Below are 15,332 nucleotides of genomic sequence, written 5' to 3'. Positions count from 1 at the left end.
GCCATCAATATGCTTGCAATCAGGAATGAAGACCCCGACTTGTTGCGTGCCATAGTCAGAGGGCGCGGCCGTCGGTTCGAAATCTATGGCGGCGTTATCCGCGAGGGAGTAGTTTCGGTCACTGTAGTGGTCTACGTGGCTTCCCTGGAGCCGTCGAACTGAAACAACCGCTCGTCCCTGCTGATTGAGGCTAGGATGGCGCGCGCCACTCGCTTCCCGAGTTCATGCGAGCTGGTGATTCCCTGGACGAAGGGAAGCTTGTGAAGGAGAAACGGTACGGAGACGCAGTAGAGATGATTGGTCAGGTCTGGTCCGACGCGCGGCCGAAAGTCTTCATCGATGTCGATGCCCCCGGTCCTACGGAAAGAAGCGTTGGCCTTGTCCAATTCCCGAATTGTGGTCTGTGCGTCCTTCAAGACGTCGGCGCGCCGCAGGCTCGGGAACGGAAGGTCCGATGCCGACAGTGCATGCTGGCCGGTGGCGTCAATGAACGCCGAAAAGCTCATACTCTGGGTGTCCGTGCTGACGATGGTACCAGGTTCGTCGTCGGTGCGTTGGATATCGTAATCGTCGCCTAAGGCGCGCACATGAAGTTTGCCGACATTGTGCAGGGCCAGTAGGCGTTCGACGGATTGGTGGGGGACGGTAGCATAGTCGTCAACGAACACCGTTTTGAAGTGCTCGTGGAAACGCTTTAGGTCGCTGTCATTAAAGTGGGGCACAGCGAGGGCGACGACCTCATGCATGCGCAGGATCGCATAGCGCCATTCTACTGTCGAGCGAGTTGCCTTGTTAGCTTTTGCCTCAGAGAGATTTCTCGCCGCCCACACGAACGGGTCTGCCTCTTCACGGACCCGGAAATACCTGTCGGCGATATCCTCGACCGTCGACAGTCCCAGTCCTATCCTTGCGGCATAGTCCGGATCGGTCAGGACAATCTCCTGTTTGAAGAGTTCGAAGACCTCGTCTAGGAGACGATCGGGAACGTCGGAAATCAGTCTTTCGACAGCGCTCTTCGTGCACACGACAAGAGGCCTGTAGGGAATTGGACAGTAGAAATCCGCTTCCGGAAGCAATCCCTTGCGTGACATCATGGTGAGGTGAAAACCCTCGCTGTCGGGCTCTGGTTGATAGTGGAGCGTATCATCCTCGTCACGAAGGAACATGCCATGGGCTGTGGCCACGGAAACGACGGCGTCGATTCCGCTCAGCGAGGTCCCGAGGACACCCACCTCGACTGGCCCAATCCGCCGGATCGCGTCGGCGGGCCATGGAGACGAGAAGTAGCCTGGTGCGACCTCGGTGTTTTCCGGCCAGTCATGACCTGTGGCCATTATGACGTGACCGAATTGGGCTTCGCCAGCCTCGCCGCCGCGACGTGCGAATGACAGGGAGATATCGTCTCTCCCGAGCTTGATATCGAGAATTTTGTGACCGGCTTTCACGTCGATGGCGTGACGCGCCGCAATCCCGCGCTTCACAAGCATCCAAAACTGGTCTGCAAAATAGTCCCCAAGCACGACGCGGGGATAGAACTCACGGTCACCAATCGCTCGTCGTTCTATGCCCAGTACGCGCAGCTCATCGTCAGTTCTGGAGCTAAGCCAATCGACAAGGCTCTCGCAGATCGGCGGGATCTCGATACTAGCGATGTTGGCCAGCATCGCGCGGTCGTTTACGGCCGGATGGTACGGCGTCCCCTTCCCGGCATCTGGCGTCTCCTCGAAGATCGTAATGGAAAGCGGCCTCTCCGACGCGATGAGGCCCTTCAACGCATAAATGCCAGTTGGACCCGATCCGATAATAGCTATCCGTGTCATAAAGTCTTTCGATAATCGCGCCAGAATGGGCGGAGGAAGTTGGGGAGTAAGGAACGTGGGCTGATCCACATGGTTCCGATGTCTCCTGATCCGACTGTGAACACGTTCTCTCACAGACCCCCGGAATCGCGTCAAGTACTCGGAAATTCGCGGAACCAAATCAAGGCTTCCGCATTTTTCTCCGCCTGTGCAAACGGGGGCAGCAGCAGTCCTCGCTGACCGCTTTTGGATTTCCGGCACACATGCCCACTTCACGCTTGCGAGACCTAGCTATGGATCAAAATAGAAACGATTGGACCGCCGCACGTGCCTATGCTCTTTGGGAGCAAGCTGGACGTCCCTTTGGGCAGGACGATAAACACTGGGCACAGGCCGTGCTCGAACGTGATCTGCTTGAGCTGACACGCGCCTCGAAGGATGGTGCAGAGGTAATCTCACGCGCACGCCCAAACACGCCGGACCGTTTCGCAATGAGCCACAGCGTCCTTATCGTTGAGGACGAGCCCCAGCTCCGGTACAACTTTGTCGATTTCCTTGATGAGGCAGGACATAGTACGTTTGAAGCAGCGAACGCCGACGAAGCCCTTATTCACCTCAGAAATAACAAGATCGATATTCTCTTCACGGACGTCGATATGCCCGGAAGTGTGGACGGCCTAGGTCTGGCTGCGACGGTTCGCACTCGCTGGCCTCAAATCAGAATCATCGTCACGTCCGGATTGATCACGCTTGCCCATCACGATGACGAACTTGGCATTTCGTTTCTCGCAAAGCCGGCATCGGGATTTGAACTGCTTGGACTGATTGCTTCCGGCGGTTAGCCAGCGCGGAAACTTCCCCAGAAGTTGCTCAACGATCGATCCCGAGCCGTCGGAGTGACGCCACTCGACCAACGGCAAAACCATCCCACGATGGAAGCTTGATAGACGCGGCCGCTTGGTCGGAAGTTCTGCGCCTCAATTGAGAGGAGCTGCCGTGACCTCTGTCGCGTCCCAAGCCATTCGATCGGCGAACCTGACGCCAGTGGTTGGAGTCGTTCGGTGGTCCTCGACGCTATAGGACAACAATGGTGGGGTCTGGTCAGGTCGCTCGGTGGCGGACAGGTTCGTGCGTCCACTTCACGAGCGAAGGCATGCGGCGATCGGGAACTCGTTCTGATTGACCAGTCGACACGGGAGCAGCTGAGGAAACGAGGGCGCTACGGCGTTCCTGTAAGAAAAGCCCCGCATAGGCTGCGAGGCTTCCCCTTTTTGTGTTGATGTGGTTACAGACGATTGTCACGATACCGGTCGCGTTCAGCGGCGATCTGCGCCGGCGTGTAGGGATCCGCAGCTTCGTCGAAGCGTGTCCAACCCTGCTCGGTGTAGCTCGCACGGCGAGCGGCGACATCGACGCGCGACGAGTTGAGGATCGCCTCGGCAGGTGCACGTTGGTCATCTTCGACACGGGCTGTCACGACGGAGCCGCCACGACGAACACTCTCTGCGTAGAAGTTCGCGTCCTCCTCCGGCACGCCGGAATCAATCATTGCGCCGACAATACCGCCAACTGCGCCGCCCGCAACCGCACCAGCAACCGCACCGGCTGCAGCCGCAGCAAGCCAGCCAGCAGCAACGACGGGGCCGACGCCGGGAATCGCAAGCATGCCGAGGCCTGTCAGGAGGCCACCTGCGCCCCCCGCGACTGCGCCGATACCGGCGCCGGTGCCTGCACCTTCGCCCGCTCGGTTGCCCTGCCCCTGGATATCGGGGTCGCCATTGGCCTTATTGGTGACAATGCTGATATCGTCCGAGGGGACGCCGGCATCTTCGAGCGCCTTCACGGCTGCCTTGGCGTCGTCGTAATGGTCGTAAAGTCCTGTGATCGTGGTTTTCATGGGAATTTCTCCGTTATGTTTTATTTGGCGAGCGTGACGTTGCCCTGGAAGTCCAAAGAGACCATTGCTGACTTGCCATCCTTGGAAGCGGTCGCGCGCCAGACGCCCTGGTCGTCCAGCTTCAGGCCGGATACATCCTTGTAACCGGCTTCCTCGATCCGCGATTTTGCCTGATCTTCGGTGAAGCTGTTTTTGCCAGCGACTGGGGCGCCAGGGTTCTGCTCGGTGTTGACCGCAGGCGTCGTCTGCGAGGTGGTTGGCGTCTGGCTCTGTGCGAAAGCCGCAGATGCTACAAGCACAAGGCTCGCGGTGAGAAGGGTGATTTTCTTCATTGGTGTTACCTCCTGTTGGGTGGAACGGAAACACGTTGAAAACCTAGAAGTTCCAATGATTTATTTGTTCGCGAGGCTGTTGCAACTCGTTTCTTGAACACTATGCGAGATGGACGCGCTTTCAAGCAGTTCGAAACCGTCGCGCTTGACGTCAACAGCGTTCCGAGCAGAGTTGCCCAAGGCCGGGCGTGGACGGCTCGCAGCGGTGGCTCGCCGCAGGGCGACATGCGACATGGGTCTCTGCAGATTTTTGAGCGAACTTCGGCGCACCCTGCCCTTCTCGACGTAGGCTACCGGTTTTATTTCGCCGACAGTCGAAAGTGTGGGCCCGATCCCTGCAAAGCGCGTGGCGCACCATGCCGCGTCGCCGGTTAGCACGCCCCGAACTTTGACTAGCGATACTTCCGGCAGAGACTGTCGTCCCCGTCACCCCGACCTATGAATCGCCCACTGTCACATTGAGTCATCGAGGCTACTCCTCACCAGAGACGAAGAGCTCACGGGTGGTCGGCCGATGCCCTCGACGTTGACGACCTGATCGTACTCTGCAGAGTGCCGTTTCTGAGCGAAACCTCTACACCGTAGCCGGTCGCGGCGACGGTGCCGGAATCGTCGAAGCTTAACGTCACACTTCAGCCCCCTTCCTGACGAGTTTTGTTGAAGATCAAATCGGCTGTGCATGCAGTGTGGTCAGATCCATCAGCCGGAGCATCAAAGGAGTGCCTGATGGAACAATCTCTTGAGACTGCCGTTGACATCCCACTGATACAATTCAGGTTCTGAAAAGGAGAAATTCGATGGGCAGCACAGCTGACAAGGTTTCCGGTAAGGCGAACGAACTCGCAGGCAAAGCCCGTCAGGGTGTCGGCAAAGCCACTGGCGACCGCGAGATGCAAGCCAACGGTATTGCGCAGGAAGCCAAGGGCGACGCGCAGCAGGCCAAAGGCGAAGCTAAGGATGCAGTCAAGAAGGTTGTCGACAAAGCGTAAGCTTCTGTTGGCGTGAAGAAGGCCCACCAGAGGTGCTACCCGGTGGGCCTTTTTTGTTACCGTCCGCGTGCGAGACTGTCGGCATAGTGGTTGCCTGCGTTGCTGCCAACGGTCCTCCTTCCAGCGATGGACACTCGAATGACCTGACGTTCGATATGCTATACGGCTCTCGTCTTTCCTCTACTTAGTCGCTTCATCGCCTGTTCGAGGGAGCGCTGACTATCACAGTAACCCTCCCACGCGCTGCTGTTCGATAAATGCCCCGGCACGGTACGGATGGTATATCGCTTTGGGTCGAGACCTGCCTTCACCTGTGTCCAGTTCAGCGGCATCGACACGGTCGCACCAGGACGAGCGCGCGGCGAAAGCGGTGCGACTGCGGTCGAAGTTCGATCATTGCGCAGGTAGTCCAGGAAGATGCGGCCATTCCTCTGAGCCTTGGACATCTTAATGAGGTAAAGGTCCGGACTATCCCTTGCCATCTCCTGGCAGACATCATGTGCAAACGCCTTACCTTCATCCCATGACAGCTTCTTGCCCTTCGGCACCAATAGCGGCGTCACCACATGGAGGCCCTTTCCTCCAGTCGTCTTGCAAAAACTGACGAGGCCCAGTTCCTCCAACCGGTCCCGAATTTCCCGTGCCCCTTCAACGACGGTCGAGAAATCGACGTCAGGACCGGGATCGAGGTCGAACACCAGGCGACCCGGTACTTCCGGCTGGTCTGGCTCACAATTCCATGGATGAAGCTCGGTGCCACCAATCTGCGCGATTGCCGCCAACCCTTCAACGCGGTCGATCTGCAGGTAGGGTGCCTTGTCGCCCTTGACCTTCACTTGTTCGATGAGGTTGGAGGTCCCCTGCATGGCATGGCGCTGGAAGAATTGCTCTCCGCCAATCCCATCCGGCGTCCGGATGATCGAGCATGGCCGTCCCTTGATGTGTTCGATGAGCCATGGGCCAACGGCTTCGTAATACTTCGCCAGATCGACCTTCGTAACCGGGTCGTCATCGAGAGCGTCAGGCCACAGGGCTTTGTCTGGGCTAGAGATCAAAACGCCCATGACGTCGACTTTCGCACCCTTCCGATATTTTGATGGCTTCGGTGTCGTCGGCTTGTCGGTTGTCGGGTCCGGGACATCGGTCGCCGCCGGTTTTGCTGGCTTCTCAGCCTCCACCTCGCGTGCTGGCTTGTCCTCACGCAGCCCTTTGAACGCTGCTTGCCTGACCTGTCCATCAGCGGTCCAGCCGGCAAACTCGATTTCCGCCACCAGTTCTGGCTTAAGCCACACAATATCCGGGGTCTTCTTCGGTGCGCCAATCCCGGTGAACGGGGACCTTGATGCTTCCATTTTCTTGAGGCGCGACAGCAGCTCGGCGACGACGCTGGCCTTGTAGCCCGTTCCCACCCGACCCACGTAGACGAAATGACTACCGCGATTGACACCGACGAGCAGCGACCGGAACTTACCGTTCGTGGTTGCGTATGCGCCGATGACGACCTCGTGCCCTGCCCGGCATTTGGACTTAGCCCAGGTTTTCGTCCTCCCTGATTCATAGGCGGCGTCGGCCTTCTTCGAGACGATCCCTTCAAGAGAAAGCTTGCATGCTGACCGCAAAACAGCGTCTCCGCCGGTCTCGAAGTGTTCGACGAACCTCAGGCGCGGATCATCACCAGCGTCGGACAACAATGTCGCCAACCTCTCCTTGCGCCCTGACAACGGAAGCTCGCGGAGGTCTTCGGCACCTTCAAACATCAGATCGAAAGCGAAGTAGACAAGGTCATCGGTCTTGCCTTCCGAAAGGGCGGCCTGCAGCGCCGCAAAATCCGGAGCGCCATGCTCATCAAGGGCGCAAATCTCGCCGTCAATGATCGCGTCGGGTAGATTTGATCCCGAATGAGCGATAGCAGGATACTTGGATGTCCAGTCCAATCCCTTCCGAGTCTTCAGAGCCACCTCGCCGTCCTGAATGCGCATCTGTATGCGGTATCCGTCGAACTTGATCTCGTGAATCCAGCCGGAGGACGTTGGCGGCCGCTCCAATGTTTCACACAGCTGCGGCTCCACAAACTCAGGCATGTCAGAGACAGCAGCTTTGCGATCTGCTTTAGCCTTGGTGTTCGTTCCGGCTTTCCGACCTTCATTGGCAAGTCCTTCGCTGCTATCCCAGACGGCGTCTGCCCCAACGGCACTTCCTGTTGTCATGAACGTTTTCGGCTTTCGGCCCTTTCCCAAAGCAATCGCTTCCATCGTCCTCCCCGACGCTACCGACGTATCATTATCGTCGAGCACTGCTGCGCCATCTTCCTCGACCGAATAATCGTCATGGTGCTTGATCAGCAGCCAGTTGGTACGTTTTTCACCTTCCTTGCCACGCATTCGAACGAGAACAAAGCTACCGTGAAGGCGGTCGCCATCGAGGGTGAACTTGAAATCGCCTTTCGCCAAGGCTTGTTCTGGGCTCTTGTTTCCTTCTGGTTCCCAGTATCCACGGTCCCATAGCATGACAGTGCCGCCACCATATTGTCCCTTTGGAATGGTGCCTTCAAAATCACCGTAGTCGAGGGGATGATCCTCGACCTCGACGGCCAATCGTTTGTCCTGGGGATTGAGCGACGGTCCTTTGGTGATAGCCCAAGATTTGAAAACGCCGTCGAGTTCGAGGCGTAGGTCATAGTGGAGACGGGTCGCATCATGCTTTTGAATGACGAAACGCAGGCGGTTTGACGACTTAATGGTAGTCTCCCCTCTGGGCTCAGCGGTCTTCTTGAAATCTCGCTTGGCGCGGTACTTGGAAAGATTGTCAGCCATGGCGTCTTTTCCGTGTTGATGAACAGTCGAAATGTCCCAACCTTAATCAAGGTTCCCCACCGGTGGTGCGGGCGATTTGCATTCACCATTCGGCCAGGGGGAACGAGTCAGCCTTGCACTTGAGAAAATTATTACTGGCGGAATACGGCACGCTACGACTACGATTCTAAGGTTAAAGCGGGCTGGCCGGGCAGCCGCAGGCCGAGGCGCACGCTTTGTCCTGACACCCAGGAAAGTGCAAAGTGAATGCCTGTAAAATCCTGCTCGGTCACCCGAACGACGAATCGCTCTCCTCGAAGAATAAGATCAACAGCCGACTGTTTCATTCTTCGTCCCATAATCGGTGGAAATTCGTTGGGTGCGTCGGAACCGTAGGAGACACTAAGATTTGCGCGCTTTGCCCAATACAGTGAGCAACTCGGTTTTGCTCGTATATCCGGCCTGCAAAAGGTCGAAGAGGCGCGACGCCAGGGAGCATCCATCCAGGCTGTCCGGAGTGACGCGGTGTGTTGCGCAGTACTCTGCCATGGCCCCGAATGCCGGGGTCACGTCATCCTTGAACGAAATCGCGGAATAGCTCCAACATAGATCGCCCTCCCTGTTAGAGGGGCGAGAGCTCGTATCAACTCCCAAGCGGTCGCTGCCACTGCATTCCGACCGACGATCCAACATACGCCCATCGGTGGATGCTGGGGGTGACGCCGTGAGGTAGTACGGCGAATGTTCTGCATTTCCAAGTTCATTATGAACGAGCGTCAATGGCGGGTCGCTGACTGGGCCACCGCGATGGCCAATGCGATCACCATCTGCTCCTGCTTGAGAGGCTCTTTCAAAACCGGCACCTTGCCAAAACGCTGTAGCAGCTGCGGTTCGTCGTTTTCTGTTATGAAGACGAAGGGGATCCGATGGGCGAGCAGTCGATCAGCTAGGGAGACCACGCCTGCGAGTTGGACCCGAACACTGACAACGGCGGCATCGACGACCGCGTGATTGATAACCTCAATTGCTTCCGGCACATTCGGATAAGGACCTACGATTTCGCTTCCTTGATCTTCAAGGGAAAGCACTGTTTCGCTGGCCCGGTGATAGTCGTCGTCGACGACAAGGACGTGTTTTCCTATTAGGTCGCTAAAGGTCATCAACAATCCTCTCAAGACTATAACTGGATGTTGTCGTTTGATGCAGAGGAGATGACTTCCACCGACCGATGCAGGTCGGCGCTGAGCGCCTCGCGAGTGGCGGCTCCGAAGGCGATCAGATTGAGGGCAATTGAAGCCGCCTGTTTAGCCAGCTGTGTTTCGAGCGAGTTACCCGTAGCCTCGGCCCACTCGGTGAAAACATCTTGAAAAAGCTGAAGTTGTTCTGCATCTGTGAGGTCATCGATTAACATGGTGTCGCTTTCTGTTGCCGAGCGCGCGTGTTCTCTCCCAATCGGCCGGCCTGTAGCAGCGGCCGATGTTCAGGATACACCGAATTACCAGTTATTTGGCATGAATTGTCCGCTTCCGGACATGTTGGTCGCTTCGAGAAAGCGCCGCAGGGCCGCGAGGAGCCTACTATGTCCCTACCTAAGCTATTATAATTAAAGCGTAATTGACAAATTTATTTATGTAAAAATTGCGGGAGACCAAATATATGCGTCCGCTATCGTACGCAATTCTCTGGGAACGTCCACGTTGGCACTGCGTTGTGGCTCTTTGGGAGATCGTCAATGCTACACTTACCAGCAAGCGCAGCGCATAGCCGCGAAATCGTCGAACTGATGCCGGCTCTACGGAAATTTGCTTACCGCTTTACATCCAACGAAAACGACGCCGACGACCTCGTTCAAGAAGTGCTAAAGCGTGCCATTGAACATCTGGATCAGTACTCTGCCGGAACGAGCATGAAATCCTGGATGTTCACCATTATGCGCAACCTTTACGCCACCCGATACAAGGCTGCTAAACGCGAAAGCTGCGGTCTGATTTCCGACGTGGCATTGCAAGATGTGCCGGTGGCAGCCAGTCAGGACTGGAAAATGCGTGCAATTGACGTGAATACAGCGCTGCTTCGTCTTTCCAGCAACGAGCGTGAGGCACTGATGCTTGTCTCCGCCGGTGTGTCTTATATTGAAGCTGCACACTCCGGCGGTTGCGAAATCGGGACGATAAAAAGCCGGGTTTCTCGGGCTCGCCACCACTTGGCCGACCTTTTGGGAGATGCCAGTGTGGGGGAGGCGACTGCAGCTTCGTGACAAGCAAGCGTCAAAGGAACCTTACCAGCTTCGTTGCCCCAGGGTCTGCCCAGTCAGTCTCAGATATTCTCGTTCGGCTGGACCATATGTGCTCCCTGCAAAGAGAATGAGAGCCTCGCGATTTTTAATTGTGATCATAGAGCGGCTTGTGCCGATGAGACCGTGCTTTTCGAGGACGTGAAGCGCGTCGGTCACGCTCGGACGCCTCACCCCCAGCATGACAGACAGGAACTCATGCGTCAGAGGTAATGCGCTTGACAGCATGCGGTCGTGGACCATGAGCAGCCAACGCGCCAACCTCTGGTCGATATGGGTCTTGCCATTGCAAAGCGTTGTGTAGGCAAGCTGAATGGTGGCGGACCGCGCATAGCGCAAGAGCGACCGTCTCAGTTGATGAGACTGGAAAACGGCGGCTGCAAAAATCGGCGTCGCTATTCTAACCCCTTCGCCAGGCACCTGCATATAGCACTCGAATGGAGTTTGGTCGTCATCGTAGAGAAGCGACGCGCCTGTGAAACCCTCACGACCAATGAGGCCAACCTCGATTTGCAGACCATCGCGTGTTTGGGCGACAACGGAAGCGAGCCCGCTCTCGATAAAGTAGACGAAGTCTATCGGCTGGTGGACCTCTTCCAATCGGTGATTGGCTGGCAAGTCGATGCGTTCGAAATGCGATGCCAACCTCTCGTATGTGGTGTCCGGCATGCTTTGTAGCAGCAGATTTTGGGTCGAATGGCGGATGTGGTCCAAAAGCGCTCTACCTCCAGGGGTCAAAGCACGAAACGTCGCGTCGAGGTGGAGCAATATGTCTCATCGCTCATCGTAGATGGACGGCTGCGGTTTTCACGCGGCCGTAACCGTCAGGCCGCAGCCGCATTGACGGTCGTTTCAGCGATTTCCGACAGCAACTCGTCGGTCTCCTCTTCCTCATTGAGAGTGAGAGCAAGGAGGTGTGCAACCTCATCCAGACCGAGCGTTTTAGCCCAGGTCACCATCGTACCGTAGCGGCTGATCTCGTAGTGTTCCACTGCCTGCGCGCCGGCAAGCAGTCCTGGGTCGAGAGCGTCGGTCCCCTGAAGTTCTTCGATGACCTCTTTGCCTTCATCGATGATACCGAGAATGGCTTTACAGGTCTTTTGATCGGCCGGCTTGCCGAGGAGTTCAAAGGTTTCTTCCAATCGCTGGACGTGCACTTCGGTTTGTGCACGATGGGTCTCGAGAGCTTCCTTCAGCTCCACCGACTGTGCAGCATCGGCCATCTTCGGAAGAGCATTGAGGATTTGCTTCTCCGCGAAATAAATGTCCTTTATCGTTTCGTAGAGGAGGTCACTAAGGTGTTTTGATCCTGCCATTTTCGCGTTCCCTTTGATCGTCGTTGGGGCGTTCGACGTAGGGACATCGAGATGAGTGAGCATGTTAAGCGAACACCTCACAGACAACGATCCACTCCTGCGCCACCAAGCGGTCACTAAAAACTGACCGGCACTTGGGACTCCCTAACTGGGACCACCATGGATAGTTCCTTCCAACGCCGCGACTAGGTCAGCTTGTTGACAGTGGGGCAATTTCGAAACGGCTGGTCCTGCCACTCAATCGCCAGTAGCCGTCGTGAGGCCAAGCTGCGCTAGGTTCTGAGGCAGAGCTGCCTGGCAGACAAGCGCCTTGCAATAGAGCCATCTACGCGACCCGTCTTCGCTCGGACTCCGCCTTAATCGCGGCGTCCTTTGCCATCTTTATCAAGTAGGCGACGAACGGTTGATCGCTGAGTTCGGCAAGTTTCTTGGCTGCTTCAAGATGATCGATCAGATGAGCCTGCGACATTCAAACCTCCATTTGCAAATATATATTCATGTTTGCTAACGAACCTTAACCGAGGCTTAATACGCGAGTTTCGTCCGCCACCGGACAACCACAAGAGGCTAAAGGAGCAGCAGGCGCTGCCAGGCCACGGCATTCGCTCGGGCGATCCCGTTTTGAAGGCAACAACACGTCGGACGAAGTCTAGGTGAACTGACGATATCTTCGTGCGCGAATAGCAATGGCTATCTGACGGGACTCACGCCGCACATTGTGAAAATAGCTGATTAGGCCCGGTGTCATACCAACAAACCATAGGCCCTCGTGGGCGTTGCTCTGCCGAATACTCACCCCTTCCGTTCCGTCCAAGGCGGGAATTAGGCTTCCGAGGCCCGCGCCGTATCCCGTGGCGGCAATTATGATCTCTGGATCGATGGATGTGCCGTCCGCAAGGGAAACCATGTCTCCCGAAAATCCCAAGACCTCCGACACGACTTTCGTCCGCCCGTCCCTGATCGAGCGGATTGCCCCGTCATCGACAGGAATGGCGATTTGTTCATTCGAGAGACGCGTCGCTGCACCCTTGTGGGCCGCTGGAAGTCCTGTGTCCGCCAGGCTTCCGAACGCCAAAAACTGCGTCAAGGCGATCGAAACGTCCGCGACCTTCGAGGGCAGCGCGGCGACCAACGGTGACAATCGATGGACTGCAATTCCATGCAAACGTTTCGGTAGGATAGTCGAGCCGCTACGAACTGAGACCCACGTCTGGGTCGGACGAACCCTAGAAAGGTGGTTGAGGACGTCGAAACCGGAATTGCCTCCGCCTATGACCAGAACCCGCTTTCCCTCGTACTGCTTGGCATCACCGAATTGGGATGAGTGGATCAGCAAGCCGCGGTAGCCGTCACCCCCTTGCAAAATGGGCATGACGGGGTAGCGATCCCTGCCCGTCGCGATGACGACGTTCCGAGCCCGGACCGACGCGGCGTTGATTTGCATTGTGAAACAGTCGTCAGTTCGCCTAATGTCTGAAACCGTCACACCGTGCTCAACCGACAGATCGTGCCGTCGCGCGAACTCCTGGAGATGAACCGCTACGTCTGTCCTTCGTGGAAAGGCCGGCGTTCCACGGGGGTACTCCAAGCGCGGCAGGTGGGACACGCTCCTGTGTGTATTCAGAGACAGCTGGGGATGGCGATCGAGCCAAGTTTGACCAATCTCATCATCTTTATCGAAGATACGCGCAGCTATACCTGCGCGTTTGAGCTCGTACGCGGCGGTCAGTCCCGCGAGTCCTCCCCCGACGATCACGGCCTTCTCGATTGTGTCATCAGATTCCATCACACAACATCGCACGCCCGTGCCGAATAGCAACAGTGTTCGGCCAAAAGCGCATTTAGAATCCCCTAAAACAGTATTCGCGTTAGGTAACTCATGTTGCCTCTGGCACTGCTAGGATGCTGGCTTCCAGCGGGGGATTCGAGATGCCGGGTGTTCGCAGTTTCATCGATTCAGTGTTCGATCGCCGCGTGGCTAACCTTCCGAACACGCCATATCCCAACGAAGAAAAGCTCGATCTCTGTCGAAAACATGGAGATTTCTCCTTAGCTTATTCGACAGCGGTTCAGGGAAACCTGCGCCATTACGGCGATGATAGCGGATACTTGGCCTACGCCACCAAGATGGGCCACGCCTTTGTCCTTGGTGATCCGGTGGCCGCCCCGATCGAAAGACGTAGATACATTGAAGGTTTTGTGAAAGCCGCAGGTCGCCCCTGTTTTGTTCAGATCGGAGCGCAGACGGCTTCCGTGCTGGCTGGGCTCGGTTATCGCGTCAATCGCATGGGCGTGGACACCCGTCTCACACTTGATACCCATGACTTCGCTGGCAAGCGAAACGAGACGGTACGTTATTCTGAGCGCTGGCTTATCAAAAAAGGCTTCTCGATAGTCGAATGCGATGGGACGAAGACCACGCAAGAGCAGATCGAAGCCGTTTCAGAAGACTGGAGATCGGGTCGAATCGTCAACCGGCGGGAAATGTGCTTCCTCAACAGGCCTTTTCTAAGTGCCCTGTCACCAGACATGCGCCGCTTCCTCATCCTTGATCCGGACAACCGTCCTGTCGCAATCCTCGATTTCGATCCGCTCTTCAGTAATGGCGCCGTGACTGGATATACCGCCGCCTTCAAGCGGAAGTTCACGGGGACGACATCCCACGCCGAAATCGGGCTGACTAAGTTCGCGGCGGACCGCTTTCGGGAGGAAGGACGCGCTGTTGTGACATTAGGCCTCTCGCCTCTTGCGGCCATCGGGCGAAGCGGATTTTTGGAAAGTGGATTTTGGAGAAGCCTGTTCAAGCGTGCTTTCGACTCCCGTGCTGTGAATACCCATATTTTCAATCTCCAAGGTCAAGCCGCCTTTAAACGAAGGTTCCACGGCGACGAGGAACCGATGTACATCGCCTTCAAACGGCGGACGCCCTTAGAGATTCTTGCTCTTCTTCGGCTTCTTAAAACCCTCTAAGAACGCTTTTTGCGAGTTCAAAGCGGGTGGATTAGCCATCCTGGGCGAGGCAATCGTCACCGCGCCGTCCGGTCGTTGTGTTACCTCTTCTCCCGTTGAAGCCGGTACTTTCCATCATCGGTCACGAAGCCGTCGGCAGCTGGCATCCAGCCGTAAGACGATTCCTCTCCTGCGGAGAAGGACAGATAAATCTCGGAAATCTGCCAAAAGGTAATTTTGGTCTTTCGGACAGTGGCATTGCAGTCTTTGGAGAGTTCAAGGGCGTTTGCATCGTCGTAGCCCGCCGCTGGAGTATCAAGTAGGGTGACATGGCATAGTGTCTTCCCTTTTCGATCCAACAGAGCCCACGTTCCGGAAACAGCCTTGTTGGTGGGTACTCTTTCCATTGTGCCTGGTTCGGGCACCAAGTAGACCGCCGGCTCGACCTCCAGCGGCGTGCGCCACGGTCCGCCCTCCTGTTCTTCGAAACCGAGTACGGATTTCCGAGTGGCATCGCGGAAGACAATGCCAGGTTCGGCAAAGTCCCATGCAGCAAGCATGTCATGATATGGCGGCCCGCACGGACTTTCTTCAGTTAGCGCGTATCCACCGATCGTCTTGTCCTTTGACAGTTGCACTCTGCAACCGAGCGAACCATCGGCGGAAGCGATGAGCCAGGTCCCCGTAGTCGCCTCGACGATGTCGTCGCTGACCTGCGCCAGCGCGGGTGAAGCAAAAATACTGAGTGAGGCACTGACAATTGCCAGAGAAATACCTCGGAGCCCAAACATGAAATCCCCCGTCGCCTCGTTGCGTCGATCGCAAAGTGTCACGTTAGCCCGACGCCGTACAGAGTGGACGTCTCTTCTGGGCGAGCATTGGCGGGCTAGCCAATACGATGGATTTCGAGGATGCGAGGACTTTTCCCTAAACGGGAGGTCGAAACCTCACTGTGGGACGACGTT

The 15,332-nt window shown here is 56.5% G+C and carries 16 protein-coding genes; 4 read left to right on the top strand and 12 right to left on the bottom strand.

Going from position 1 to position 15,332, the window contains the following annotated elements:
* Nucleotides 1-131 precede the first annotated feature (131 nt).
* Nucleotides 132-1,820, bottom strand: a complete 1,689-nt coding sequence (locus AC1DJO_RS20085; RefSeq protein WP_477972627.1) for an FAD/NAD(P)-binding protein — start codon at nt 1,818-1,820, stop codon at nt 132-134.
* Between the two features lie 272 nt (nt 1,821-2,092).
* Between AC1DJO_RS20085 and AC1DJO_RS20080 the strand changes: the two genes are divergently transcribed.
* Entirely contained in the window at nt 2,093-2,641 is a 549-nt protein-coding gene (locus AC1DJO_RS20080; RefSeq protein WP_112386587.1) for a response regulator, read from the top strand.
* A gap of 443 nt (nt 2,642-3,084) precedes the next feature.
* Here the strand turns inward: AC1DJO_RS20080 and AC1DJO_RS20075 are convergent, their stop codons facing one another.
* Both AC1DJO_RS20075 and AC1DJO_RS20070 read right to left on the bottom strand, forming a co-directional pair.
* Complete coding sequence (locus AC1DJO_RS20075) at nt 3,085-3,696, bottom strand: general stress protein (protein WP_112386588.1); 612 nt, start codon at nt 3,694-3,696, stop codon at nt 3,085-3,087.
* 20 nt (nt 3,697-3,716) lie between these two features.
* The gene (locus AC1DJO_RS20070) at nt 3,717-4,028 is read right to left on the bottom strand and encodes a PepSY domain-containing protein (RefSeq protein ID WP_477972625.1); all 312 of its coding nucleotides are present in this window, start codon (nt 4,026-4,028) and stop codon (nt 3,717-3,719) included.
* Between the two features lie 797 nt (nt 4,029-4,825).
* Here AC1DJO_RS20070 and AC1DJO_RS20065 point away from each other — a divergent pair.
* Nucleotides 4,826-5,017 carry a CsbD family protein gene (locus AC1DJO_RS20065; protein WP_112386590.1) on the top strand — a complete coding sequence of 64 codons (192 nt, stop codon included), beginning with the start codon at nt 4,826-4,828 and terminating at the stop codon, nt 5,015-5,017.
* Nucleotides 5,018-5,175: 158 nt separating this feature from the next.
* On the opposite strand, the gene ligD is transcribed toward AC1DJO_RS20065, so the two are convergent.
* The 4 genes from ligD to AC1DJO_RS20045 all read right to left on the bottom strand — a co-directional run bounded on the left by ligD (nt 5,176) and on the right by AC1DJO_RS20045 (nt 9,220).
* Nucleotides 5,176-7,830 (bottom strand): DNA ligase D, encoded by a 2,655-nt coding sequence (gene ligD, locus AC1DJO_RS20060; protein ID WP_477972623.1) that lies wholly within the window; start codon nt 7,828-7,830, stop codon nt 5,176-5,178.
* Nucleotides 7,831-7,988: 158 nt separating this feature from the next.
* Nucleotides 7,989-8,156, bottom strand: a complete 168-nt coding sequence (locus AC1DJO_RS20055; protein ID WP_477972621.1) for a hypothetical protein — start codon at nt 8,154-8,156, stop codon at nt 7,989-7,991.
* A gap of 429 nt (nt 8,157-8,585) precedes the next feature.
* Nucleotides 8,586-8,969 (bottom strand): response regulator, encoded by a 384-nt coding sequence (locus AC1DJO_RS20050; RefSeq protein WP_112517547.1) that lies wholly within the window; start codon nt 8,967-8,969, stop codon nt 8,586-8,588.
* A 17-nt stretch (nt 8,970-8,986) separates the two neighbouring features.
* The gene (locus tag AC1DJO_RS20045; RefSeq protein WP_477972618.1) at nt 8,987-9,220 is read right to left on the bottom strand and encodes a hypothetical protein; all 234 of its coding nucleotides are present in this window, start codon (nt 9,218-9,220) and stop codon (nt 8,987-8,989) included.
* Nucleotides 9,221-9,541: 321 nt separating this feature from the next.
* Here AC1DJO_RS20045 and AC1DJO_RS20040 point away from each other — a divergent pair, with 321 nt between their 5' ends.
* Nucleotides 9,542-10,066: a sigma-70 family RNA polymerase sigma factor gene (locus AC1DJO_RS20040; protein ID WP_112386594.1), complete on the top strand. Its 525-nt coding sequence runs from the start codon at nt 9,542-9,544 to the stop codon at nt 10,064-10,066.
* A 21-nt stretch (nt 10,067-10,087) separates the two neighbouring features.
* Here the strand turns inward: AC1DJO_RS20040 and AC1DJO_RS20035 are convergent, their stop codons facing one another.
* The 4 genes from AC1DJO_RS20035 to AC1DJO_RS20020 all read right to left on the bottom strand — a co-directional run bounded on the left by AC1DJO_RS20035 (nt 10,088) and on the right by AC1DJO_RS20020 (nt 13,204).
* Nucleotides 10,088-10,816, bottom strand: coding sequence for a Crp/Fnr family transcriptional regulator (locus tag AC1DJO_RS20035; protein ID WP_477972616.1), 729 nt, complete (start codon nt 10,814-10,816; stop codon nt 10,088-10,090).
* A gap of 110 nt (nt 10,817-10,926) precedes the next feature.
* On the bottom strand, nt 10,927-11,418 hold the full coding sequence (locus AC1DJO_RS20030) for a YciE/YciF ferroxidase family protein (protein ID WP_477972711.1): 492 nt from the start codon (nt 11,416-11,418) through the stop codon (nt 10,927-10,929).
* Between the two features lie 325 nt (nt 11,419-11,743).
* A complete protein-coding gene (locus tag AC1DJO_RS20025) occupies nt 11,744-11,887 on the bottom strand; it encodes a hypothetical protein (protein ID WP_162702755.1) in 144 nt (47 codons plus the stop codon).
* 180 nt (nt 11,888-12,067) lie between these two features.
* Nucleotides 12,068-13,204 carry a flavin-containing monooxygenase gene (locus AC1DJO_RS20020; protein WP_477972614.1) on the bottom strand — a complete coding sequence of 379 codons (1,137 nt, stop codon included), beginning with the start codon at nt 13,202-13,204 and terminating at the stop codon, nt 12,068-12,070.
* A gap of 143 nt (nt 13,205-13,347) precedes the next feature.
* Between AC1DJO_RS20020 and AC1DJO_RS20015 the strand changes: the two genes are divergently transcribed.
* Complete coding sequence (locus tag AC1DJO_RS20015; RefSeq protein WP_477972613.1) at nt 13,348-14,388, top strand: phosphatidylglycerol lysyltransferase domain-containing protein; 1,041 nt, start codon at nt 13,348-13,350, stop codon at nt 14,386-14,388.
* A gap of 80 nt (nt 14,389-14,468) precedes the next feature.
* Here the strand turns inward: AC1DJO_RS20015 and AC1DJO_RS20010 are convergent, their stop codons facing one another.
* On the bottom strand, nt 14,469-15,158 hold the full coding sequence (locus AC1DJO_RS20010; protein ID WP_112517542.1) for an AprI/Inh family metalloprotease inhibitor: 690 nt from the start codon (nt 15,156-15,158) through the stop codon (nt 14,469-14,471).
* Between the last annotated feature and the right edge of the window lie 174 nt (nt 15,159-15,332).

The sequence above is a fragment of the Rhizobium sp. 05N430 genome, assembly GCF_056396985.1.
This window is presented reverse-complemented; position numbering and strand designations above follow the sequence as displayed.